This is a genomic window from Saccharicrinis sp. 156 (assembly GCF_050589685.1).
In the GTDB taxonomy this organism is placed as follows: Bacteria; Bacteroidota; Bacteroidia; order Bacteroidales; family Marinilabiliaceae; genus Saccharicrinis.
The window spans coordinates 1-23,840 of record NZ_JBNGOS010000016.1 but is presented as its reverse complement, the minus strand read 5'-3'; the positions used below and the strand labels follow the sequence as shown (position 1 = coordinate 23,840).

The window sequence follows — 23,840 nt, the reverse complement described above, 5'->3', positions numbered from 1 at the left end:
TTTAGATCTAAGGTTTTACTTCATATGCAATCGTGTTTAGTTAGAACAAGTTTTTATCATCTTTTCAGGATTTGGATACGTTGTTTGGAATAGGTGCCATTAGCTAATTTTTTTCTGGGATGTATTTTGTATTCTATCGGAGTTATTTCAGTCATTAAATCAAGAATTAAAAAAAGAGGCTCGTCCACAAAAGTTACGGTGTAAGTATATTCATTTACATTATCATCAACTTCAATATCTACATTAAACATTCTGGCAAGCCTATCAGCTACATGATCAATCGGTTCGTTATCGAATATTAGTTTGCCGTCTTTCCAACCTATGTATTTTTCAACACTACCCATACTTGAGAATATTTCTCCGGATTTTGTATTATACGCAACATGCTGACTTGGGATCATCGTCCCAATAGACTGTGATCTATTAATAAGATCATGTTCTAATGCTACCTTCCCATCTACCAAAGTGGTTGAAACATACTTAGCGCCAGGATATGCATTGACATTGAAAGCAGTTCCTAAAGCTTTAATACTTAAATTATTAGTTTTTACAATAAATGGTTTCTCCGGATTATGTGCCACCTCAAAATAGGCTTCTCCGATAAGTTTAACCTCTCTGGAATCGCCTGTAAAATTTCGGGGATATTTTAAACGGCTACCATAGTTTAGATTTACTTCGGTGCCATCAGTTAGTTGAAGTACTGCTCGAGATCCTATTGGAGCAATTATCTCAAGTGAGTCAACAGCATTAATAGCAGACCTTTCGAACGGGTAATTATTCGCCGTAAGAAGATATAATACCAGGCCAAGCAATGGAATAAACAGCACTGCTGCTATGCGACTTATCCAGATATAGATCCTATGCAGCGAAGAAGGGTTTCCCGGCACATATTTTTCTTCAAGTAGGTTAATCCGGTGATGAATTTTATCAAGGATAGTTAGATATTTCCCTTTGTTTTTTGTGGTAGTTTGTAGATTATGGTGTTCCCAGTTATCAAATCCCCATTCCATACCTTCTTTAGATAAGGCATCTTTATTTATCCATTTGGTAAATTCCTCGAATTCCTGTTCACTGCAACTATTATTCAAATATTTTTGGTAAATCTCTTTGTTCATATCTCGTAAGTGTGCATTCCCCAGTCTTCCGGAAATTTTAATGTAACTAAATTTGATGCGCTTACACCATTGATTTAATTATATTACGCACAACATGAGAATAGGGACTATAAGAAATGTGATTTTTTTCAAATAAACAGGAAAAAGTATAAAACACTCATCACCAAATTGGATTTGATATGCTTTCTTAAATGTTTTAGTGTACTTACGAGATGATTTTTAACTGTATTCTCAGAAATTCCAAGTTGTTCAGCAATTTCTTTATGAGTTAATCCTTCTTCTCTGCTTAATAAATATATTTCTCTTTGTCGCGGCGTTACTTCTTGCAACAGGGAATTTACTCTATTGTTAAGCCTTTTGTAATATAAATCATCTAAAGGGCTAATTGTTTTTACCGATTGTTGTAGGGATTTTAAATGTTCGCGAGATTTAGTCTCTGATAACCTTTTTCGCAATAAACTGATGGTAAGGTTATAGGTAATAGTAAAAAGAAAGGATTTGAATGAAGAGAATTCATCAATTTTATTTCTCTTTTCCCAGATTTTTAGAAATACTTCCTGAACGATTCCTTCAGCATCCTCCTCCTGTTTCAGGTAACTTAAGGCAAAGTTATGTAGTTGATGGCAAAATCTGTTGTACAAGGTATCAAAAGCAAGCATATTTCCCTCCTTCAGAAGCAACACCAACTGTTTATTTGATTTAGATTTCACAACATCTAAGATTCGTTTAATAAATCATCCCAAGCATCCAAATAGTTTTTATTCTTTATGTCACATTATAGGATAAATACTTTTGGTGCTATGCTGATTGTTAAGGCTAAGTTAATTATTTCAGCCATTAATTCCTTCTCTTCTGCCTTTTTAATACACAAGCAATTATGGTTCAAGTTTTCTCTTGCTGATATTAAGCAATATCTAACAAATAAACACTTGTGTTTTATAATAATCGATAACAGACATAAAAACTAACCAGTGTTATTTTGTAAATCTTTTTAGGAATAAATACCCATGACTAATTGACAATAGTAGTTTCTTTTTTTATTGTAAAATAAAAAGTACTGCCCTGGCCACTTTCAGATTCAAGCCATATTTTACCGCCAAGCATTTCTACACAAGCCTTAGAAATAGATAAGCCTAATCCTGCTCCGCCATATATTTTTTCGGTGGTAGGCGCAGATTGATTAAATCGGTCGAAGATATGCTTGTGCTTTTCTTTATGAATTCCTATGCCGGTATCCTTTACGTAAAACATAATTTCACGATCCTTTAACTGTAAGCCAAAATCGATAGAACCTTTTTGTGTGAATTTGACCGCATTACCCAATAAGTTAATAAGCACTTGACGAAGCCTGGTGGAATCGGTTATAATGTTTAACGGATCTTCCGGGGAATAGCAGTTTAGCTTTATATCCGCTTTGTTGTTGGCGGCCAGCTCAGACTCAAAGAAAATGAATAATTCGTGAAGTAAGTTATTAACAGAGGTGGGTTCAGGATTTAACTGAAGTTTCCCGGCGTCAATTTTCGATATGTCTATAATATCGTTGATAAGGTTCAGTAAATGCTCTCCGCTGTTGGCAATAATATCAGCGTATTCATTCATCTGGTCTTGTGTTTTGTCTGTTTCTTTTAATAATTGCGAAAACCCGATAATGGCGTTCATGGGTGTTCTGATTTCGTGGCTCATGTTCGCCAGGAAAGCCGATTTCAACCGATCGCTTTCTTCGGCTTGTTTTTTAGCTTCTGCCAGTTTAATGTTATTTTGATGTAATTCATCCGATCGGGCTTGCAGCAGTTTGTTTAACGCTAATATTTTTTCGTCGGCTTGTTGTTTTTCCGTAATATTCTTAAAAATACAATTGGAATATACAAAATTACCCTCCATATCCTTTGTGGCGCAACCTTCAAGTTGTATGGTGATTGTTTCTCCGGATTTGGTGATGATATCAATTAATGCATTAGAAATTTCTCCTTTGGATATAAGCTTTTTAAAACTTTCTTTCTGAGCGTTTTTATCATTGGGTGCAACTATATTATTAAAGGATGTGCCAATGATTTCTTCCCTGTTATATCCAGTTTCTTGACACCATTTATCATTTACTTTTAAAAGTATGCCATTACTGTCAAGCGATTGATAGGGAACGGGTGCGTTTTTATATAGATTTTTAAATGTGTTTTCAACGGATCTCTGCTCTGTTACTTCTTGCTGAACACCAAAGTGACCTGTGATTCTTCCCCGCTCATCATAAAGGCATGTGTAATAACCTTCAATCTGCATCTTTGTGCCATCAAATTTTTGCTCATGGGTATCTATTTTTAAACGTCCATGGTCGAAAAATTCCTTCCATACATTACGTCCGTGTTCAATATCATGTTGGAAAAAATCGCCGGGAGTTTTGTTGATAAAATCTTTTTCTGTGCCACCATACTGATCAAGCATAGCTTGATTTATTTTAGTAATTCTTTGGTGTTTGAAGGTATAGTCGAGCGCTATTTCCTTATTCGTAGTTTTATTCCATTCTATGGGCTCATCAAGCATCATAAAAAAGAAACCAATTGTGGATTGGTTGAAGAACAGTTCGTACTTTTCGTTTTTAGCTTGTAATTGCTCAAGTTGCTCTTTTATCTTCTGATAAGAAATTTCCGTTTCACCCATTCGTAAAATGTAAAAATCATATATATTCCTTGCTCAATGGAGACTATTATAATGATCCCAAGATTGTCAATAGACTTTATTAAATGTCAATTCGATAAACAAAATATACACATTACTTAAACACCGCAATGTAAGGTTTTCTACCCCGATAGCCATCGGTACGGCTGATGCCCGCTGATGTGAAGGCGTTTATCGAATGCCTAATGACAGATGATAGAAAACCTACAATTTAGTTAGAAAATGCCAAAAGGTAAAAACTCTTATGGTGGTTAATGTAATAATTGGACTAAGGTTCGGAATAATTCAAATATTCAATCGTCCCCTCTGCCCACACAATAGATTTTTTTTTGCAGGATATGGCCTTCCTCGTCCATCAAAGTAATTTGGTGTTTTCCAATGTTGGGTTGAATGGCCATCTGGTGTACAAAATTGGTTTCTCCTATATATTCATTGTCCAGATGCCAAAAAATGGTAGCGGTAGAATTACGATGCGCCACTTTTAATACCACGGCCTGGGTTTGTCCGTCGATACCGATGGGCAGGTATAGTTTGTTTGTGTTTTGTGGGTAGATAAATTCCATGACTTTGGCTTGTAAGGGTGGGCAGCCGGGATGCATAGGTGGCATCCTTTTGTATAGTGGATGGTATTTGCGATAGTACCATTCCATTACTGGCGGCAATATAAACCATTTTTCGTGTCTCATTTTGCTGGTTGGATAACAGTCCGATTGCACCCTGTAGCGTTGTGTTTCGTCTAGATGTATCAAATGATGGTACGGACAGAGTTCCCCTTTATTTCCCTGGGAGGGAATATACATAGAATCGATGTTGCAATTGGGGCCCGCTTTATAACCCGACGTTTTACAAATGGCCGTTTTCACCATATCGTCGTAGGGTGGCTGAAACCAGGTGGTTTTGGGTAAGTGACGGTAAATATCGAACAGGATTGGTCCGGCCGTGGTTCCTCCTACGATGCCTGGCCGTCCTTCTCCGGTGGCATTGCCAACCCAAACGCCTACTATATATTCCGGGGTTATGCCAATGGCCCATGCGTCGCGATAGCCAAAACTGGTCCCGGTTTTCCAGGCAATCTTTCTGCTTGAAGAAAACATCTGCCAGCCTGCTTCCTCATCCGGCCGCGCAACACCCGTTAAGGCCGCAAACGTTTGGTATGTTGCACTGGCGCCATAAACCTGACAAAATTCCGAAAGTGTACCTTGTTCTAATTCTTCGTTCTCAAACAAAATGGGCTTTTGAAAAGCATTGGTATAATATAGGTTGTGGTTTTCGGAATAATTTAGAAGGTTCCGTGCCATGGATGCATAGGCTCCCGATAGTTCAAACAGGTTGGCTTCGGCCCCTCCTAAAATTAATGAAAGTCCGTAATGATCGGGAGTGGATTTTATGGTGCTCAATCCCGTTTTTTGAAGCATATCGCAAAAACGGGCAGTGCCATATCCCTTTAGCATCCTCACCGCAGGAACATTTAACGAGCGGCTTAAAGCTTCGTTGGCCCGCACAGCCCCTGAATAAGTGCGGTTATAGTTTTTCGGGGCGAAGCTTTTGTAATATGTAGGAATGTCCGGGATCAACTGCTTGGGCAGTAATATTCCATCTTGCAAAGAGGCTGCATATAAAAAGGGTTTCAGGATGCTCCCGGTGCTGCGGGAAGCTTGAATAATGTCGACATGGTTTTGGTGGAACGGTTTTTTGACAGGAGTGGTGTTGCCGCAATATGCCAGAACTTTTCCTGTTTTAACTTCCACAACAATGGCCGCTGCATTGTGAATTTCGTTCAAACGTAATTTGCGATGATGGATGTTAACCGTTTGGTTTGTTCTCTTTTGTATGGTGTGATTCAGGGTAAGGTGATAAGTTATGCCTTCTTCCCTTTTTCTGCAATAATCCAACAAGTGAGGGGCCAGCTGTGGCAATGCATACGGATGCGCAGGAATAGGTTCTTCAAGTGCGAGTTGGTAGGTCATTGAATCCAGCTTCCCTCTCTCGCGCAACTTTTTTAATAATAGGTTTCGCTTCCGTAACAATAGCGTTCTGTTTTTGCCTGGGTGGATCAAGCCCGGAGCATTGGGTAGAACGGCTAACATAGCACTCTCGGCCCACGATAGCTGATTGGGAGGACGTTGGAAATAACGCCAGGCAGCCGCTTCTAGTCCAACTACGTTTCCTCCAAAGGGTGCGTGAGTTGCATATAGATGTAGAATTTCTTTTTTGGAGTGACTCAGTTCCAGTCGCAATGCCTGGATTATTTCAATGCCCTTGTTCCAAACCGTCCTGTTTCTTTGGGTAGCCATTCTTATCACCTGCATGGTTATTGTGCTGCCGCCACTGACTACTTTGCCTTCCGATATGTTCTGTTGTAAAGCTCGTGCAATAGAAAAAGGGTTGACACCGGGGTGTTTGTAAAAATGCTCGTCTTCAAACATTAATAAGCCAGTGGCAAATTTTTCAGGAACAGAATCTCCTTGGGGGAATCGCCACTGTCCGTCTGCAGCTATGTGCGCTCCCAATAATTCCTTGTTTTGGGCGTAGATAACGGTAGAATAGTCTACTTTAAAAAGGGGAAACCTGACAGAAGTCCAAAAGGTTGAAACAACCAATGCCAATAAGGAAAGGAGCAAGTACTGTTTTCTTTTAGTATGTGGTTTCCGCCGGTTCATTACATGGGTAGCTCATTCTGTAAATTGTTAAAGTACCATATAAAAACATTCATCACCACTTTTTTTCCTCTTTTTATGGGAATAATATCAGGTGTTTCAATTGCGTTTTCAAAGTAAGGTGCCAATTCCGGTTTGGGTTCCCGATAATATAACGAAGTGGTAATGTAACATGCGTCTCCGCCCAAACTTACCCCACCTCTTATTGTATTGGTTCTTTTATAAATATGCTGACTCTTGATGTCTCCCAATACAAAAAGTTGTTTGTTGTTGGGTAGGGCAAAGTAATAGTCCAGATGGCCTGCAGGGAACCATTTATGGGTTAACAGAACATAGTCCTTTTGAACAAGTCCCGAATCTACAGCTGAATTCAGGTGGGCGTTAAGTTGTTCACCTACACTATCCCAGGCATACAGGTCGATAGTAGGATCGTTTTTTCCTAGTTTTGTTGCATTATCATCTTTGCTTAATGGGATGATTCCTAAATGTATCTGAAAAAGGGCAATGGTAATAATAAATAATATAAAAGTATTTCCACCCACAACATATCTTACCGCAGCTTTGTGCGACTTCTTCATCAAGTGCGAGGTATAATAAATGGCAGCTACTACCAACAGGCCGTTATAACCGGGACCGCTCCAGTGAGGAAGTGTTCCGCTATACATCGACATTCCTAAAACCAACGCCGATAACGGAACACCGGTAAGGATTAAAAAGGCAATGGGCTTAGAAATGGCCCATTCTCTGTTTTTGAAAAAATAAACGAGACTGACCACGATCAAAACCACGTTAAAGGGATTGTTGTAAAAAATCTGTCCGAAGAATTCGGGGAAGAAATTTTTGAAGTTGGGCCAGAAAGAACCACTGCCCACCCTCTCGCTATGGAAATTGAAGCTTGATAAATCGTTGAAGTAGTTCCAAAGGATAACCGGCGTAAAAATGACCAGTGAGATAAGCAATGAGAGAACAAAAGCCCGGCTAAATACCTTCCTGTAATTGTAAACCAGAAAATATAGCCCTGCTCCACCCCATAAAAACACGCCGTGATATTTGCTGAGCATGGCAAATCCAACTGTCACACCATATAGGTAAATGTATTTGTCATGTTCCGTTTGGATATACCGAACAAAAAGATACAACGCACCTACCCAAAATAAGCTTTGAGGCGTGTCGGGTAAAATAAATGTGCCCACAATTATAGATGCATAAATAGACGCAGAAGCCAGCAGGGCGGCAATAATACCCGTTTGTCTGTCTTTTAGAATACACCCCATCTTGTACAACAGAAAAATATTGGCAGAACCAATCATCAATGAACCCAATCGTATAAAAACTTCATCCATTAACCTCATGTCCAGAGTGGTTAATCGCATTAGAAGGCTGATCATCGGTGGATGATCGAAGAAGCTCCAATCGGGATATAATCCGTACGAAACGTAATATACTTCGTCAATGCCAAAATTTGTGAAGGCGGCAACGATAAACCTAAAAATAAAATTGACAATTAATATATAATAAATTGCTTTTCTGTTGTTTGTGAATGCAGTGAACATGTAATTTTATATCCAGTTAATTAAATAATGCCATATGGTATAATGCCTATCGACTTCCAGCGTCGCAAAACAAGAGAAGCGAAGTCGATATTTTGGAAGCAAATTGGTATTATATGAAAATTTCAGGGTTTGAATATAACAATAGATCGTTAGATTTAAACCCCTTATCGGCAAACAAGTGTCATGTCATTCCTGAAGCGGAGGGTAAGTTGAACATAAAATTGTTATTAGACTTCATCTAAATGTCAATCTGATGAACAAAATCTAAATATGACTTAAGCACAGCCAAGTAAGATCTTCTCTCCCGTTAGCAATTGGAACCGCTAATACCTGCAAGCATGAAGGAATTTCTCAAAAGCCAAATGACCGATTTCGGGTGAAGTTTTTTTTATGGCAAGGCAAAGAATCTGTGCATAGCAGCGATCGGAAAATGATTTTGAACCAGGCTTGTGCTTAGAATTAATATAAAACTACAAACGGTTTTAAATTTTGTGAAACCTCAAAATGTGTTATGATTCCTTGTAGGCAATGGGATATATATTTTGTAAAATGAATTTATATTCTGGTTTTAGCCCAAAAGTGATATTTTGATATTGACATTGTGAAAATAAGTTTATTACTTTATTATATCATTTTGCAATGATCGGGAATCAAAATATTTGCAAAACAATTTCAATATGCAACCTAAGTTGAATATGGTGCTGTGAATTAGGGGTTTTTGATGGTGTATTTAATGTTGACCTGTGCCTGCCACCTTAAATAAACTTCCTATCTCAATTTCTACCATAGTTAGTAAATAAACAAATGATAACCTTTGATAAAGAATAGGTGTATCGTTCGTTTGGAATTGTTGTTTAACCTAATATTTTGATATGATGAAAATTTTAACCCTGATTACTATGAATTCTCCCGTGAGCATGCTCTTTCCTATCTGTCATTATCTCAAAATAGAATACGGACATATTAAAATCCAAAAGCAAGAAAAGCCGCTTTTAAAAATCAATCTCCTACGTTTTAGTTGGAATGCTACAAAGCATTAAGTAAGCCTTGCAAAGCCTAACGCAGGTCTTGCAAAGCGTTCAGCGAACATTACAAAGCACCTCGCACACGTTGCAAAACGTGCTGCATGTGTTGCAACATTCTTCGGCAATGGACGGGGTGAGTTGGACAGACTTACAACGATGTTGACAATAGTTGCGATAATATTGAGAATGTTGAAATACACCAAATAATAAAGAGCTGCAACTTTAAAAGGTTGTGGCTCTTTGTTGTCTTTGGTAGGAATTGTATTCTGGTTCTAACATATGTTTTCAAGTTCGGATTTCAAATCCTTAGCTGTTGACTACAGGGCAACAATTTATGGCTTGATTAGATTTATATGGTGGTTATTGCACGGATGAATATCCGCGCTAACTGGTTTGTATGGTGGTTATTGCACAGATTGCAAATCTGCGCTGACGAGTTAGGGCAGGAGCTAGCGCCAGCATGTGTATTTAGTATCAAGAATCTGCGAACATCCAAAAATATCAGAAACAAATATGAGCACGGGGATTTCCCCTTTAGGGGTTAGGGGTAAAGTACAGGAAAATTGGCATAAGTTTAAATCTCCTCTTCCTGTTTGTTAAATTAGACGCATTTATCCTTATCTTCGAAATAAAAAAGCACATGAAATTGTTAGGGAATTTAATATGGCTGATTTTCGGAGGATTTATGATTGCGCTTGAGTATCTGATTGCCAGTGTAATTTTAATGATAACCATAGTGGGTATCCCATTTGGGTTGCAGACCATTAAATTGGCCAGCCTTGCTTTTTGGCCTTTCGGACATAAAGCTGTTCCTGCCCATAGGGCTTCCGGATGTTTGTACACCCTGATGAATGTGATATGGATATTGGTGGGAGGAATATGGATCGCACTTTCTCATTTGTTTTGGGGACTGGTTCTTTGCATTACAATAATAGGAATTCCTTTCGGGAAGCAACATTTTAAGTTGGCATCCGTAGCATTAACACCGTTCGGAAGGGATATAATATGATTTTTTGGATATATGCTATAATTAATAGGCCGATAGTCTTCCAAAGTCTCGGAACTACTGAAGCGAAGTAGTGTGACGGTTTAGAATTTTATCGGTATTCGATATCAAGATTAAATATTTGTTTATGAAGAATTTTATCAGTAATCTTTTAAAGACCGTTGGCAAATTTATATTACGTTATGGTTTGGGCCTGGTTATTATCTGGTTGGGATTTTTAAAGTTCAAAAACACCGAGGCAGAATATACACATCAATTGATATCAGGAGGATATTTGTCGGTGGTTTTAAAGTATATCACGCCTTATGCATTAAACCACATAATGGCATACTTTCAAATACTGGTAGGTGTGTTTATCATGCTCAAACCTGTGTCCCGTCATCTGTCGTTTTGGGGCGGCATGTTGGCGGCCATCATGTTTATGTTCAGTATTTCCTTTTTGTTTACCACACAGGTAGTCTGGGAAACAGGATACGGTTTTCCTGAGCTGTCAAAAGTGGGACAAACGGTGTTGAAGGACTTTGTTTTATTTGGTGCGGCAGCATGGTGCGTGGGCGATAGTATTTAAATGCAGTTTATTGGTCAATTGTCATTGGGAGGAGTCAACTTAAATTTAATTTCGACGGGAATATTTTAGTATTGACAAATGCCAAGCATAATGTAAGTTCCGCACTGCCTGTTCTGCTGTATTGCAGTAGGCTCCCAAATACAAGAACGAAAAAAAACTATATTAACCAATGTTTTCGTTGAGGTGGGGTTTGCCGTCTGTGCGAATCGGCCTCCTGAAAATTATCATAAAACTCGAAGCAGAGCCCTAGTAATACCGGGAAGCTTCGAACTTGTTCGAAGATCACCCGGCTGTACTTAGGCTGTGTAAAGTGGCACAGGCTGTTTTTAGGGCAGCCTTATCCTTTTTGCTTCCCTGCCTGTCAGCAGACAGGGTTTTTGGGTCGAGCTAAAAATAATCAGCCCTCCGGCTGGAGGAGAGTAGTGATCTTTAATAGAAGTAAGGATATTTCAGTGTAAAATTATTTGAGGATGATGTTATTGTCCGAGAGGTGTTTTGTCGTATAAGGAGTAGCTTAATTACTCGCTGTTGATTTCTATAATAAAATTAAGGTATTCAATCAAAATATGAAATGCTATGTTATTTCATAATAAAAAGAGCGTGAGGTATAATTGAAAAAATAAAAAGTCGTAAATTGTTATGTAATGAGTAAAAAAGTTTGTGTTTTTTGTGCGTCCAGTTCAAAAATAGATAAGGTATATATAGATGCGGCTGTTGAGCTGGGAAAGATTTTGGTGAAAGAAGGCTTTGGCATGAAATACGGTGGGGGAGCTATTGGATTAATGGGCGCGGTCGCAAATAGTATGCTAGCCTGCGGTGGCGAGGTTACGGGTGTTATCCCTCGTTTTATGGTTGAGGTAGAGTGGGAACATAAAGGCGTCAAGGATATGGTACATGTGGATACCATGGCACAGCGAAAAGAGCTTATGGTTAAGGATGTTGAGGCCGTAATAACACTTCCGGGCAGCACCGGAACATTAGAGGAACTCTTTGAAGTGTTATCCAACAAAAAGCTGGGGCTATTTACCAAACCGGTCATACTGATAAATACGAACGGTTTCTTTGATCCCCTGATCCAAATGCTCAACAAAATGATAGACGAAAACTTTATGCGTGTGGAGCATGGTGAGCTTTGGTCCATCATTGATGATCCCAAAGATATCCTCAAGGCTATAGAAGACAATAAGTACTGGGTGGATGATCCTATTAAGATTGCTGGCGTATAGAGGCAGCTAAAATCAAACAAATTATTATTTTTGGACAAAAATTTTGAATGAAGAACACAAGGGTCAACATATCCGCATTGAAACAGGATACGGTAAAAGTAAATCGGGAATCGATCTCGATAGAGCTACCATCCGTAAACCAGGTTAAAGTTGATGCCCCAAAGGGGGTTGCCGAGATTCCCGAAGTTCCAAAGCGATTTCAAAAACCTAAACAAAATATAAAACCTAAAGAGGTTGTTTTTATACCCTCGGCAAAGGATTCCATCGAATTTAATTTGAAAACCAGAATAACCGAAGGTGAGGGTGTGTTAACCAACACGGTTGTTCGCGATTTTCTGGAACCCATTCCCCGAAGCGATAAGCAATGGATAGCAGGAGAGACTACTCAAGGTATTGCCGATTATCAGGTTAGCCCGGACGAAATAAAAACTGTTGGCACGGATAGGGCTCAGGTAAGCAGGCCGGCAGTAATTCAAAGAGACACATCGGTTAGTTTAAGTACGATTAACTCAAAAAAGTTAACTACCGATTCTTCGTCGGTATTGATTAATCAGCCGGCAAGTCAGATGGCCGAAACGGTAGCTGAAAACATTGATCATAAGTTTTTTAAGGAGAGTGATTATGCAAAAGATGTTTTAACGGGACTGTTAATATTATCGGTGGCCATAACAGGTGTTATTCGCTTAACCAATTTTAAATTCATGCGCGAGTTGTTTTCGTCGGTGGTATTTGGTCAATTTGCCCGAAAAATGCTAAAAACCGAAAGTCTTCGGAATCAGAAAGCGGCTTTTGCGTTAAATGCCTTGTTTCTTTTTAATGCAGCCCTTTTTATTTATGAATATGTCAGTTACAACCAAATTAATGTTTTAAATAGCAACGGATTGTTAATTATACCGATCGCTATGGCGGTTGTATTGGGGTTCGGTCTTATAAAAGGTTTGTTGTATCGTTTTGTGGCTTATGTGTTTGAGTGTAAGCAAAAAACGGGCGAGTATATCTTTTATGCCAGGTTGCACGATAAGATATTTGGTTTGGTGATCTTACCCGTAATTCTGGTCATTCCATACATAGATGAAAGTATGGTGCCAATGCTGCTTAACTTGGGCATCGGAGTCTTTGTTTTACTCTATCTGATACAATTATTTAGAGGTTTAACAATTATTTTAAAAAATGTGGCTTCATTATTTTACATGTTTTTGTATCTTTGTGCCCTAGAAATTTTGCCGTTGGTTATTATGTATAATATACTAAATAATTAGGCATTAGCAACAGTGAAATTAAAATAAACAGCGTTTTGAAAATTAAAAGAATACTGGTTTCCCAGCCAAAACCTCAAACAGAAAAGTCTCCCTACTTTGAATTGGCAGATAAAAACAATGTAAAAATTGATTTTCGTCCTTTTATTCAGGTAGAGAGTGTGCCCACGAAAGAATTCCGCGCCCAGAAAGTTAGTTTACTTGACCATACTGCGGTTATTTTTACCAGTAGAACTGCCATCGACAATTATTTTAGGGTTGCCGAAGAGATGAGAATCACTGTGCCTGACTCCATGAAATATTTCTGTATTTCGGAAGCCACGGCTTACTATTTGCAGAAATATATAGTGTATCGTAAAAGAAAGATTTTTTATTCTACCGGAAAGTTTCCGGATTTGATTGAGGTGATCAAGAAGCATAAGGACGAAACATATTTGGTGCCACTTTCGGATATACATAAGCAGGAGATCCCTGATTTATTGGAAAAAAATAAAATTAAGTACTCAAAAGCGATACTTTACAGAACTGTCAGTAGCGACTTGAGTGATTTGAAAGATATCAATTACGATATTTTGGTGTTTTTTAGCCCTTCGGGAATTGCAAGTTTGTTACAAAACTTTCCGGGATGGGACCAAAAGGAGACCAAAATTGCGTCCTTTGGACCGGCAACTGCAAAAGCGGTAAAAGAAGCAGGTTATCGGCTGGACATACAGGCACCAATGCCGCAGGCACCGTCTATGACAATGGCTTTGGACCAGTTTATCAAAAAGCACAATAAAGCTCAGAAATAGTCGAAATCTAAGATATGTGATAAATGAAGGGCATTGAAAAATGCCCTTTTTTTCGCCCAAAAATAAAGTGTAAATGGTATAAAATGCCGCAACAATCGTTTAATTATCCTAAAAAAGATAGGTTATGCAGCCACTCAGTTATCGAAGAGCTGTTTGCGAAGGGTACTTCTTTTGTTTGCTTTCCGTTTAGGGTAATATATCTAAGCATTGATTTGCCTGAGGATGTGCCTGCACAGGTCATGTTTAGCGTATCAAAAAAGAGGTTTAAAAGAGCTGTGCACCGCAACTTGTTGAAACGGAGATGCCGTGAAGCGTACCGGCTGAAAAGGGGAGAGTTGATGGAATATTTGGTAAAATCGGATCAACACATTGCTTTTGCGATGATTTATATATCCGGCGAGCAGTTACCGTTCGCCAACATTCGGAAGGGGATGGAAAAATCGTTGAAGAAATTAAGGGAATGTTTAAGCCAGTAAAAGGATGGCCATGAAGTTGTTGAGTAAGTTATTGGAATATATAAAGGCAGCAGTTGTTTTTATTTTAATTATACCCATTAAAATATACCAACTTACGATTTCTCCTTTGTTGGGTGCTTCGTGCCGGTATACGCCAACTTGTTCAACATATAGCATACAGGCATTAAAAAAATACGGTCCGATAAAAGGAACGTATTTGGCCATTAAAAGAATAATGAGATGTAATCCATGGGGCGGACACGGTCATGACCCGGTACCGTAATGCCACCCTTACTATTTTAAAAATCATAACGGAAAATAACTATAAAAAGTTTATTTTCGTGCGTTAAACTATATTATAATGGAAACTACCAGACAAAAGAAGATATCGAGGTTGTTACAGCGCGAGCTAAGCGAAATATTTTTGCGCGAAGCTAAGCCGTTGACGTTGGGGACGATGGTTTCGGTTTCAAAAGTAAGAGTGTCGCCTGATTTAGGATTGGCCAAAGCATATATCAGCATTTTCCCTGCCGATAAAAAGGATGATGTTTACAGCGAGATCGATAAGGGTACTTCGGGAATCCGTCGATATTTAGGAATGAGGGTTGGCAAACAATTGAGGTTGGTGCCAAACCTGCAGTTTTTTGTAGACGATTCGTTGGATTACATTGATAATATAGACCGCTTGTTAAACGAATAATAACCATGCAGTACGATCCTATTAAAAAGAGCCTGGGCAAGGTTTTTAACCAGTCGCCTTCCATGCGGATTCTGTTTTACAAACTGTTGGACCTGCTTTTATTGCGTTCGTGGCATATCCGTAAGGAAATAAAAACGTGGTCGAAAAAGGTGGCCAGCGATATAAAAGTGTTGGATGCAGGTTCTGGTTTTGGGCAGTATGTATATTACCTATCCTCGAAAAATAAAGGTTGGGATATTACCGGTGTAGACGTGAAAAAAGAGCAGATAGAGGATTGCAACGCGTTTTTTACAAAGATAAATCGTCAGGATAGGGTTAAGTTTGCATATGCCGACCTCACAAAGCTGGAAGTTGAAGGACTATATGACCTTGTGGTTTCGGTTGATGTGATGGAGCATATCGAAGATGACGAAGGCGTGTTCAAAAATATATACCATGCGATGAACCCGGGCGGCATGATGCTTATTTCAACACCCAGCGACCAGGGAGGTTCTGATGCGCATCACCACGAAGCGGAGCACACAGATGGTGTTACAGGATTTATCGATGAGCATGTGCGCGATGGATATAACCTGCAAGAAATTGTACAGAAACTTAAAAAGGCCGGGTTTAAAGATGTTGATGCACGCTACTCCTATGGCTGGCCCGGGAAGATCTCATGGAAACTGTCCATGAAATATCCTATCGTAATGCTAAATGCTTCCAAGGTGTTTTTTATTCTATTACCATTTTATTACCTGGTTACATTCCCTATTTCGTTTATCTTAAATATGCTGGATGTTAGGGGGAATCATAAACGAGGTACCGGCCTGATTGTAAAAGCATTTAAATAATGGGGACACTTTGCCTGTGAAACTAATCTTTCAAATAGCGTTAAAGTTTCTTTTCGGAAAAAAGTCGAAAGGAATCATTAATGTTATTTCCACTATTTCTATTGTTGGAGTAGGAGTGGGTTCACTGGCACTATTGGCCGTGTTGTCGGTTTTTAATGGTTTACATGGGTTAATTGGTAGTTTCTACGGTTCGTTTGATCCCGATTTTAAAATAGAGAGCGTTGAAGGGAAGTTTTATTCGATGGATTCCATTGATATAAAGCAGATTAAAAGATTGGAGGAAGTGTTACAAATATCTCCGGTTGTAGCGGATAATGCCCTGCTTAAATATAATGAGCGAAGGGTAACAGGCGTCGTATTGGGTGTAGATTCCACTTTCACTCAAGTGAGTCAACTGGATTCCATCATAGTGGATGGAAAGTTCAATATGAGAGATAAACACGGGTATGGTGGCGCTATTGGGTATGAGCTGGCACACCAGCTGGCCATACGACCCACCTTTTTGACACCCCTGGTGATATATGTTCCCCAACGAAACAAAAAAATTAACTTAATGCGGCCCGATGATGCGTTTAATTGGCAATATGTGCATCCCAAGGGCATTTTTATGGTGAAGCAAAAGGAATATGATTCCCAGTACCTGATTATTGATATTGCGCTGGCCAGACAGCTTTTCCAGTTTAAAGATTCTGAAGTGAGCTATTTGGCGGTCGCAGTAAAAAAAGAGACTTCGGTAGATCATGTTCAGGGTAAAATCCAAAATATTTTGGGAAAGGGCTTTACGGTAAAAAACAGGCAGCAGCAGCATGCCAGTTTTTATAAACTGATGGGCGTAGAGAAACTGATGTCGTATCTGATACTTTGTTTTATCCTTATTATAGCCACCTTCAATCTAATAGGTACCATGTCGATGCTTATCTTTGATAAAAAGGAAGGGATTAAAACTTTGAAAAGTATCGGTGCCGATAAAAAAATGGTGACACGTGTATTTTTGCTGGAAGGATGGCTGATTTCGCTGATTGGCGTGATAGCTGGAGTTGGGTTGGGTGCAGTCCTGGTTTTGGCCCAGCAATATCTGGGTATTATAAAGTTTGCGGGTGGGGGTAATTTTGTGGTGGATGCTTATCCGGTAAAACTTATTCTTTCCGATGTTTTTGTATCTATTATTACCGTTACTTCTATTGGTTTTTTAGCCACGCTTTATCCTGTAAAGGTAATTGTGGCTAATTATTTCGATGAGGTAAACTGATTTTCTCGATTTCTATTCTTAAGATCCTCAACTAAGATGATAAATTAGTTTCCAGAACTTGCAGCCCGGCATAAATGATGTTTCGCAGGATATTAGAACCAATTTTAGCACCACATTTCTGACATTTAAAAAATCAAAACAAACTGAGTTGTTGCGCATAATTTTCAGGGTTTTCCAATCGAAGCAGTTTCTTTTTTGCATGCAGGCCTCCGGCATATCCAACCAATTTACCATCAGAACCAATTATCCTGTGGCAGGGCACAATGATTGAAATGGCATTGGCTCCGTTGGCCGAAGCAACAGCTCGTATGGCTTTTTCATTACCCAAGTCTCTTGAAAGTTCAAGGTAGCTCGATGTTTCGCCAAACGGGATGCGAATAAGTTGTTGCCATACCTTCTGTTGGAAATCAGTGCCTACCAACTTTAAAGGAATGTCGAATTGGCTTCTTTCCGCTTGAAAATATGCTGTCAGTTGTTGAATGGTTTCTTGATTTATTTCAGAACCACCTTCTTCATATCTGGCGTCTAATCCCTTTTGAATGCGCTGATCAATTTGGTTTCGCATTTTTCTGTAACGCCAATCGCAGAGGCATAGCTCACCCCCAAATGAACCGATAATAAGTTCACCTATTGGTGTTTTAAAATATGTAGTGATAATGTTCATGCCTTAGTGAATGGGTCAATATTGCTTTGGCGTGAAGCAACTCGCTGTCCCTTGAAAATTATTTTAGACAGGTAGTTCAGTTGTAAAGTGTCGTGTTCGATAACATTAGTATTTATGGTTTTAATATTAACGATGCGAATCTGCGGTTGAACCTTTTCAGGTATCTTGGTTTTAAGGTTGGGCATGCGCGGGTTTTTCCCGCGTATGTTATCCTTAAGCGCATTCCTTGGTTTAATAATTTTGTAAACTTCCACCTTTTGCAAAGTTTAAAATTTTGGAAAACGCGTAGCAGGGATCCAAGAACTGCAGACTATCTAGCATCTACTAAAGATACGCAATCTGCATATTTATCTTTGATCTCGTCCAAACAGTTATGAACTTCTTCTGCCGTGTTGGCTCTTAGCATTTTTATTTTCAAATCCCTGAAATCGTGTAAACCTTTAAAGGTAATAGCCAGATGACGGCGCATATGCAGTATTCCCCTTCTTTCACCCAACCACTCGATGCTGTTGTTTAGGTGTTCCCGGATCATTTCAACATGTTCGGGAATCTTGGGCGCTGGCAATAGTTCACCCGTATCCAAATAATGGCGAACTTCCTTAAAAATCCATGGTCGTCCTATGGAAGGGCGGCCAATCATCAAAGCATCAACGCCATACCTGTCCAGGTATTGTTTTGCCTTTTGCGGACTGGTTAAGTCGCCATTTCCGATGATCGGAATATGCATCCTCGGATTGTTCTTTACTTCACCGATCAAGGTCCAGTCAGCCTCGCCATTGTACATTTGAGCGCGGGTTCTGCCGTGAATGGTCAAAGCTTTGATACCTGTGTCCTGAAGTTTTTCCGCAACATCAACAATTATCTTCGAATCTTCGTCCCATCCCAAACGGGTTTTAACGGTAACGGGTAACTTAACCGCATCCACAATCATCGAAGTCATCTCAATCATCTTAGGGATATCCCTAAGCATGCCCGATCCTGCGCCCTTGGTTGCTATTTTTTTGACGGGACAGCCATAGTTGATGTCTATCAGTTCCGGTCCTGCTTCCTCGGCAATTTTTGCGGCTTCCACCATGGCTTCAATATTCTTCCCATACAGTTGGATGCCAACGGGACGTTCTTGGTCGAATATCTTAAGCTTGCGTTGCGTTTTCTCGATGCTTCGGACCAATGCATCCGCCGAAACAAATTCGGTATACATTAAGTCGGCACCGTACTTTTTGCATAACAACCTAAATGAAGGATCGGTCACATCTTCCATGGGTGCCAACAAAAGCGGATCTTTCCTCAGCTCTAAATTCCCTATCTTCACTTTTCAGTTATTAATTTATCCAACAATGCTTTTGATTTGTCGCTGTCCCATTTTGCCGCTCCCTTTTTCCGCACCACCAATTCGCCATTTTTCGAGATAACATAGGTGGCCGGAATGCTGTTGGAATATAACAATTTAGGGATTTCGTCCATGTAAGTGTTCGATGAAATCGTATAGCCCTTTTTTTCAAGAAAAGATTTTATTTTAGAACCGTCTTCATTGCTTACCAAAACAAATTCAACTTTGTCTTTGTATTCTTTGTACAGCGCATCAATTGAGCCAAGTTCAGCAACGCATGGAGGGCACCAGGTAGCCCACAGGTTAAGAAATACAACTTTCCCTTTTAAATCTGCAAAATGCTTTGTCTGTCCTTGTAAATCGCGATATCGCCAATCGTAATCCTTATCCGTTAGTTGGGTTTTGTTCGATGACTCTTTGGGAGAGGACATAGTATACCGAATAACAAAGGAACTGATGGTTTTACGGGTGGGTGGATTTATCATGGCAATAAATAAAAACAGAAACAAAAAGTCAATGACAATGCCAGCTTTTGTTTTTCGGGCTTTATATTTATTCCATTGTGTTTTTAAAAAGTTTTCCATATTACATTTTCCTAAAAGTTAACCAAACAGGCCATTTCATGCTTTTGTAGCTTGTTCCTGTGGTATTCGTAATTTCCATTCGTAACGTTTTGTACTGTTCAAGGCCTTCTACTTTAGAATAGAACTTTTGCGCATCGATATTGAATTTATGCCCTGTTCCGGGAGTCAATGTTATGGGGAAATAATTCTGTCCGCCGATATTTTTAATCACAAACTCCCTTTTTTTCTTTCCTTTAAAGAATGCGAGCGTTGGATTGTTAAAAGAAATGGAAGTATTGGTTTTGTTGATAAGGAACACTTTTAAGATAAGGTTGCCCGTATTCTTTTGTTTGTAATGATCTACCTTGAAAATAACCACCCGGGGAAACAGCTTGTCCAGCCAGCCGTATCGTTTGGCCACGAAAAAGCCAAGAATGACCGCGGCCATCAGCAGCAAATGTGTAAAATCGGTTTGTGGTTGCCGGGGTTGTTCTTCCGGTGGGGCTTCTTGCGGAATGCCTTGTTCTTGGGCACTGGGGGTGATTTCCTGTACTTGTGGTGCTGAAGTGCGTTCGGGCGGAAGGGCCCCTCTGCTACATATTTGTAACATAAAAACGGTTCCTAGCAGCACATAAATAACCACCCTGTTTTTATGAACAAAGGCGATAAAATCTTTCAGTTGTTTATTCATTTTTTTCTAGGCTCAATCTTTTCGGGAAAAGGAAGTAATCCTTTATAATTAATATAGAATTCGCCGCCGGTAACCGGTCTGGCCATTTCATCATCCGTTTGGCCGTTGGCGTTGGCTATGCCCACACTGGCATACCAACATGTTGCATTGTGCTTTTTGCCCAGTTCCTGAACTTGTCCAATCACCTCGGGTAGAATAATGCCCATATCGGGATAGTAGCAGGTTTTTACCACTACCATATGAAACTTATCATCTTTCTTGGCCAGAATCTGCGGGTTCACGTCCAGTTCCTTTCTTACGTTTAGAACTTCGTATCCCTTATCCACCATATCCTTGTACACCACCTTAATTCCCAGAAAATGTAACTCTTCCAGGTTCATCACATCTGCCATTGCTTTTGTTTTTTTTATGGCGCAAAAATGCGAAAATTATAGCACATTCCCAAGTGGCTGAAAACCTCGCACATCGCAACTAAAAACAGCGCTTATGGATGTTCGTAAATCTAATTGTTGTTTAATAAATAGAGATTATTATTTTAGGGAAGTTGTTAAGCCGGAAGCATAACAGTTCGTGGGTCTGGTTTGTTCCATCAGTAAATCGCTATTCTTCTCCCAGGGCAAAAATAAAATTCGAATTCGGGTATTCCGGTGCAAATTTATTTTCGAGTGAAGTTTCTATCTTCTTCAGTTCGCTTAAGAAATTATCAGAGGGCTCCCCTCCGAACTTGTCTATTTGCACGATAAATTTAAATTGGCGGTTTTTATGTTTTTGAACGTTATTGGCAGTATCAAAAATCAATCGTTGAATATCGAACAGTAATCGTTTCTCGTCCATATTTCCAATCAAAAAGGCAATACAAGGATTCTTAGCGGTGTTTTCATCCGTTTCAATAGCATTGCACGAGCTTTCTTCAAAATCGGGCGCTTCAACGGTGTAGAAAATATTATCCTCTAAATTACTAAACTCAATGCCGCCAATGGGTTGAAGGGTTTCCTTATTCACCAACTGAAAAAATACCAAACCTTTATCGAACCACTTACTATATCCTTTGTAAAGAAAATAGTTGAGTTCTTTTCCTTCTTGTACCATGCTAACAAAGTCGGTAATTACAAAGGCTTCCGATTCGTACTGTTTCAAGGTTTTAAATACAAACTCATTGGAGAAGGCATCCATTGTCAAATCGACTTCATTGCCAAAATTGGAACGAATGAGAATCCTATTTTTCTCTTTCAATCCCGCCGTGTTATTTTCCAACATCTGAAGGTTGGTTTTAGTAATCAACTTTTTTAATATAACGGCTGCTTCTAAATAATCCATAGGCGTAATGTTGTATTGTGTTTGCAAAAATATTAAAAATATAGCGTATATAATAAATGCATTAGGGGTATTATAGCCAAAAAAACATAAAATATGATTTTGTGGTACATTTTCAGCGTATTCCTGGAATAAGATTAAAAATAGATTTTTATTAGATTTGGATCGAAATTAAACTGTAAGCGCTTTGAAACATTATGCCATAGAGTATTTAAACATGAAAGGTAGTTGGATGCAAAACTTGTTGAAAGGGCAGGGTGAGGTTCAATACCTAAAAAATAAAACCGGGTTATTGTTTTCTACTATTACCCTGGAGCATATGATTGAGGAGGAAGTGCGCCACGAAAGATTTCTATTGTCGGATGGATCGGGCAGGAGTATTAGGACTTTTAGTAGTGGCGAGCAACGAAAGGCATTACTGAGGTATCAGATGAGGCAAGGACCCGATTTTTTGGTGCTGGATAATCCATTTGACTGTTTGGATGCAGAATCCGTAACTCATTTAAAACAGCAGTTAATCAATGTGGCCGAATCTATTCCAATAGTCCAGGTTTTTAAACGGCACGAAGATATTATGCCTTTTGTAACCGATGTTTTGGTACTTGAAAAGGAACGTTTGTTGAAGAGTTATCCGATAGATAAATTTGAGCAATTGCACCTTCATTCGGAAAAGGCAAATTTAAAATCGGATATCCCCGCTCCTTTAAGGGCGTTTGAAAACACGCCCGGGGTTTTAGTGGAGTTTCGTAATGTGCATGTAAGTTATGATAACAGGGTAATTGTACGAAACATTAACTGGAAAGTCAAAAGAGGGGAGTTCTGGCATTTAAAAGGACCCAATGGTTCGGGCAAGACAACACTTCTCACCATGATATACGGGGATAATCCGAAAGCCTATGGACAGGATCTGTTTTTGTTTGGAAACAGAAAAGGTAGCGGGGAGAGTGTCTGGGATATCAAGGAAAGGATGGGATATTTTACACCTTCCATGACGGAGCTCTTTCAAAGTAATCATTCCGTTGAGCAAATGGTTATATCGGGCTTGGTCGATAGCGTTGGTTTATATTTAAAACCTTCGGACCAACAAAGGCATATTGCGCAAAACTGGCTTAAAGTGCTTAATTTGTCGCCCAAAAAAGATGAGCGTTTTTATAGGTTGTCTCAAGTGGATCAGCGACTGGTGTTGATTGCACGGGCCATGATAAAACATCCTCCCTTGCTTATTTTAGATGAACCTTCCACTGGGTTGGATGATTACAGTGCTTCGCTGATGGTTGAACTGATCCATAAAATCGCCAAAGAAAGCCATACGGCAATTATCTACGTTTCGCATAGGAAAGAAAAAGGGTTAAATCCGCAATTTACTTTTGAGTTAAGATCAACCGAAGAAGGCTCGATAGGAGAAGTTGTTTGAAAGGTCCATGCAATAGCGTTTTTAAGGCACTTTTAGTACTTGCTGTACTTCTGTGATTAAAATTATTTTAAGTAAGAGGAATGGTTTTGGCGTGCTGTAAATAAGTCTAAAGTCTCTTCCCTAAATTCTTCGGGACTACTTGTTTTGAACTTGATTCGGAAGGTTATCAAAATTCGAATGATCTGCTAATTTAACAACGTTTAATATTTTTTTGTATCACTTCACGTAGATATGCGCTATATTTGTAATGTAGATTTTTTTTCATAGATTTAGATTTAGTTAACAAAGCTGATTTTAAGGGTAAAGGATAGATGTTTCCATCTATCCTTTTTTTTATGCTTTTATCCAGGATTATTCTAGATTTCACTCTTCTAATTTATGGCCTTTCATGGTATGATGAGATTGTCTCTATTTGGTTTATGTTAAAGTTTAACCTTAAAATAAATGAATAAAACCAGCAAGAGAGCCTGGCAAGAATAATTAAGGCTGTAAAAATTAAAGTACCTCCAAAGTTCAGAGTTGTTGTTGCATTATTTATGGAGTGCTTTGTTACTAATAAAGGAGACAATAAATGCTGATAGATTATTTCCCGAAGAGTATTGAAGGTATTTATATTGGTTGAATATTGTTCTCTTATAATGGATAAAATAAAAAAAACCACCCTCCGGGGTGGTTTTAATAAGTAGTCTCTGCACGTAAACCCGATATGTATTCACGCTCAACTGGTTAGTGTTGAAAACTAGTTAGAATCTTTATGGGT

Annotated in this window: 23 protein-coding genes; 11 read left to right on the top strand and 12 right to left on the bottom strand. The window is 39.0% G+C overall.

Annotated elements, in window-relative coordinates:
• Window positions 1-56 precede the first annotated feature (56 nt).
• The 5 genes from ACRD64_RS11605 to ACRD64_RS11585 all read right to left on the bottom strand — a co-directional run bounded on the left by ACRD64_RS11605 (window position 57) and on the right by ACRD64_RS11585 (window position 7,995).
• Complete coding sequence (locus ACRD64_RS11605) at window positions 57-1,115, bottom strand: FecR family protein (RefSeq protein WP_430933526.1); 1,059 nt, start codon at window positions 1,113-1,115, stop codon at window positions 57-59.
• Window positions 1,116-1,243: 128 nt separating this feature from the next.
• A complete protein-coding gene (locus tag ACRD64_RS11600) occupies window positions 1,244-1,825 on the bottom strand; it encodes an RNA polymerase sigma factor (RefSeq protein WP_430933524.1) in 582 nt (193 codons plus the stop codon).
• A gap of 301 nt (window positions 1,826-2,126) precedes the next feature.
• Complete coding sequence (locus ACRD64_RS11595; RefSeq protein ID WP_430933523.1) at window positions 2,127-3,767, bottom strand: PAS domain-containing sensor histidine kinase; 1,641 nt, start codon at window positions 3,765-3,767, stop codon at window positions 2,127-2,129.
• A gap of 311 nt (window positions 3,768-4,078) precedes the next feature.
• Window positions 4,079-6,406 carry a penicillin-binding protein 1C gene (gene pbpC, locus ACRD64_RS11590; RefSeq protein ID WP_430933522.1) on the bottom strand — a complete coding sequence of 776 codons (2,328 nt, stop codon included), beginning with the start codon at window positions 6,404-6,406 and terminating at the stop codon, window positions 4,079-4,081.
• 38 nt (window positions 6,407-6,444) lie between these two features.
• Entirely contained in the window at window positions 6,445-7,995 is a 1,551-nt protein-coding gene (locus tag ACRD64_RS11585; RefSeq protein WP_430933521.1) for an ArnT family glycosyltransferase, read from the bottom strand.
• Between the two features lie 1,665 nt (window positions 7,996-9,660).
• On the opposite strand from ACRD64_RS11585, the gene ACRD64_RS11580 reads away from it, so the two are divergent.
• From ACRD64_RS11580 to ACRD64_RS11535, 10 genes are all read left to right on the top strand, one after another.
• Entirely contained in the window at window positions 9,661-10,029 is a 369-nt protein-coding gene (locus ACRD64_RS11580; RefSeq protein ID WP_430933520.1) for a YccF domain-containing protein, read from the top strand.
• A 124-nt stretch (window positions 10,030-10,153) separates the two neighbouring features.
• The gene (locus ACRD64_RS11575) at window positions 10,154-10,594 is read left to right on the top strand and encodes a DUF417 family protein (RefSeq protein WP_430933519.1); all 441 of its coding nucleotides are present in this window, start codon (window positions 10,154-10,156) and stop codon (window positions 10,592-10,594) included.
• A gap of 644 nt (window positions 10,595-11,238) precedes the next feature.
• Window positions 11,239-11,820, top strand: coding sequence for a TIGR00730 family Rossman fold protein (locus ACRD64_RS11570; RefSeq protein ID WP_430933518.1), 582 nt, complete (start codon window positions 11,239-11,241; stop codon window positions 11,818-11,820).
• A gap of 47 nt (window positions 11,821-11,867) precedes the next feature.
• Entirely contained in the window at window positions 11,868-13,079 is a 1,212-nt protein-coding gene (locus ACRD64_RS11565) for a DUF4271 domain-containing protein (RefSeq protein WP_430933517.1), read from the top strand.
• Window positions 13,080-13,114: 35 nt separating this feature from the next.
• Entirely contained in the window at window positions 13,115-13,867 is a 753-nt protein-coding gene (locus tag ACRD64_RS11560; RefSeq protein ID WP_430933516.1) for a uroporphyrinogen-III synthase, read from the top strand.
• Between the two features lie 83 nt (window positions 13,868-13,950).
• The gene (gene rnpA, locus ACRD64_RS11555; RefSeq protein ID WP_430933514.1) at window positions 13,951-14,343 is read left to right on the top strand and encodes a ribonuclease P protein component; all 393 of its coding nucleotides are present in this window, start codon (window positions 13,951-13,953) and stop codon (window positions 14,341-14,343) included.
• A 10-nt stretch (window positions 14,344-14,353) separates the two neighbouring features.
• On the top strand, window positions 14,354-14,605 hold the full coding sequence (gene yidD / locus ACRD64_RS11550) for a membrane protein insertion efficiency factor YidD (protein WP_430933513.1): 252 nt from the start codon (window positions 14,354-14,356) through the stop codon (window positions 14,603-14,605).
• Between the two features lie 78 nt (window positions 14,606-14,683).
• Entirely contained in the window at window positions 14,684-15,022 is a 339-nt protein-coding gene (gene rbfA, locus ACRD64_RS11545; protein WP_430933512.1) for a 30S ribosome-binding factor RbfA, read from the top strand.
• Window positions 15,023-15,027: 5 nt separating this feature from the next.
• Window positions 15,028-15,855 carry a class I SAM-dependent methyltransferase gene (locus ACRD64_RS11540; protein WP_430933511.1) on the top strand — a complete coding sequence of 276 codons (828 nt, stop codon included), beginning with the start codon at window positions 15,028-15,030 and terminating at the stop codon, window positions 15,853-15,855.
• Between the two features lie 16 nt (window positions 15,856-15,871).
• Entirely contained in the window at window positions 15,872-17,104 is a 1,233-nt protein-coding gene (locus ACRD64_RS11535) for an ABC transporter permease (RefSeq protein ID WP_430933510.1), read from the top strand.
• Between the two features lie 133 nt (window positions 17,105-17,237).
• On the opposite strand, the gene ACRD64_RS11530 is transcribed toward ACRD64_RS11535, so the two are convergent.
• From ACRD64_RS11530 to ACRD64_RS11500, 7 genes are all read right to left on the bottom strand, one after another.
• Window positions 17,238-17,768 (bottom strand): methylated-DNA--[protein]-cysteine S-methyltransferase, encoded by a 531-nt coding sequence (locus ACRD64_RS11530; RefSeq protein ID WP_430933509.1) that lies wholly within the window; start codon window positions 17,766-17,768, stop codon window positions 17,238-17,240.
• Window positions 17,765-18,022, bottom strand: coding sequence for a hypothetical protein (locus ACRD64_RS11525; protein ID WP_430933508.1), 258 nt, complete (start codon window positions 18,020-18,022; stop codon window positions 17,765-17,767). Before ACRD64_RS11525 ends, ACRD64_RS11530 begins: the two co-directional genes overlap by 4 nt.
• A 56-nt stretch (window positions 18,023-18,078) precedes the next feature.
• Window positions 18,079-19,080, bottom strand: a complete 1,002-nt coding sequence (dusB, locus tag ACRD64_RS11520) for a tRNA dihydrouridine synthase DusB (RefSeq protein ID WP_430933507.1) — start codon at window positions 19,078-19,080, stop codon at window positions 18,079-18,081.
• On the bottom strand, window positions 19,077-19,682 hold the full coding sequence (locus ACRD64_RS11515) for a TlpA family protein disulfide reductase (RefSeq protein ID WP_430933506.1): 606 nt from the start codon (window positions 19,680-19,682) through the stop codon (window positions 19,077-19,079). The genes dusB and ACRD64_RS11515 overlap by 4 nt, the downstream gene beginning before the upstream one ends.
• Window position 19,683: 1 nt before the next feature.
• Window positions 19,684-20,352, bottom strand: a complete 669-nt coding sequence (locus ACRD64_RS11510) for a hypothetical protein (protein ID WP_430933505.1) — start codon at window positions 20,350-20,352, stop codon at window positions 19,684-19,686.
• The gene (locus tag ACRD64_RS11505; protein WP_430933504.1) at window positions 20,349-20,744 is read right to left on the bottom strand and encodes a hypothetical protein; all 396 of its coding nucleotides are present in this window, start codon (window positions 20,742-20,744) and stop codon (window positions 20,349-20,351) included. Before ACRD64_RS11505 ends, ACRD64_RS11510 begins: the two co-directional genes overlap by 4 nt.
• 208 nt (window positions 20,745-20,952) lie before the next feature.
• On the bottom strand, window positions 20,953-21,669 hold the full coding sequence (locus ACRD64_RS11500; protein WP_430933503.1) for a hypothetical protein: 717 nt from the start codon (window positions 21,667-21,669) through the stop codon (window positions 20,953-20,955).
• A gap of 184 nt (window positions 21,670-21,853) precedes the next feature.
• On the opposite strand from ACRD64_RS11500, the gene ACRD64_RS11495 reads away from it, so the two are divergent.
• Window positions 21,854-23,080, top strand: a complete 1,227-nt coding sequence (locus ACRD64_RS11495; protein ID WP_430933502.1) for an ATP-binding cassette domain-containing protein — start codon at window positions 21,854-21,856, stop codon at window positions 23,078-23,080.
• Window positions 23,081-23,840: the final 760 nt, after the last annotated feature.

Excerpts from the sequence above, each read along its gene's own strand:
- yidD (WP_430933513.1), top strand. The coding sequence starts at position 14,354 with ATGAAGTTGTTGAGTAAGTTATTGGAATATATAAAGGCAGCAGTTGTT.
- ACRD64_RS11505 (WP_430933504.1), bottom strand. The coding sequence starts at position 20,744 with ATGGCAGATGTGATGAACCTGGAAGAGTTACATTTTCTGGGAATTAAG.
- ACRD64_RS11605 (WP_430933526.1), bottom strand. The coding sequence starts at position 1,115 with ATGAACAAAGAGATTTACCAAAAATATTTGAATAATAGTTGCAGTGAA.
- ACRD64_RS11515 (WP_430933506.1), bottom strand. The coding sequence starts at position 19,682 with ATGGAAAACTTTTTAAAAACACAATGGAATAAATATAAAGCCCGAAAA.
- ACRD64_RS11570 (WP_430933518.1), top strand. The coding sequence starts at position 11,239 with ATGAGTAAAAAAGTTTGTGTTTTTTGTGCGTCCAGTTCAAAAATAGAT.
- ACRD64_RS11585 (WP_430933521.1), bottom strand. The coding sequence starts at position 7,995 with ATGTTCACTGCATTCACAAACAACAGAAAAGCAATTTATTATATATTA.
- ACRD64_RS11595 (WP_430933523.1), bottom strand. The coding sequence starts at position 3,767 with ATGGGTGAAACGGAAATTTCTTATCAGAAGATAAAAGAGCAACTTGAG.
- ACRD64_RS11575 (WP_430933519.1), top strand. The coding sequence starts at position 10,154 with ATGAAGAATTTTATCAGTAATCTTTTAAAGACCGTTGGCAAATTTATA.
- ACRD64_RS11580 (WP_430933520.1), top strand. The coding sequence starts at position 9,661 with ATGAAATTGTTAGGGAATTTAATATGGCTGATTTTCGGAGGATTTATG.
- ACRD64_RS11540 (WP_430933511.1), top strand. The coding sequence starts at position 15,028 with ATGCAGTACGATCCTATTAAAAAGAGCCTGGGCAAGGTTTTTAACCAG.
- rnpA (WP_430933514.1), top strand. The coding sequence starts at position 13,951 with ATGCCGCAACAATCGTTTAATTATCCTAAAAAAGATAGGTTATGCAGC.
- ACRD64_RS11510 (WP_430933505.1), bottom strand. The coding sequence starts at position 20,352 with ATGAATAAACAACTGAAAGATTTTATCGCCTTTGTTCATAAAAACAGG.
- ACRD64_RS11500 (WP_430933503.1), bottom strand. The coding sequence starts at position 21,669 with ATGGATTATTTAGAAGCAGCCGTTATATTAAAAAAGTTGATTACTAAA.
- ACRD64_RS11565 (WP_430933517.1), top strand. The coding sequence starts at position 11,868 with ATGAAGAACACAAGGGTCAACATATCCGCATTGAAACAGGATACGGTA.
- ACRD64_RS11530 (WP_430933509.1), bottom strand. The coding sequence starts at position 17,768 with ATGAACATTATCACTACATATTTTAAAACACCAATAGGTGAACTTATT.
- rbfA (WP_430933512.1), top strand. The coding sequence starts at position 14,684 with ATGGAAACTACCAGACAAAAGAAGATATCGAGGTTGTTACAGCGCGAG.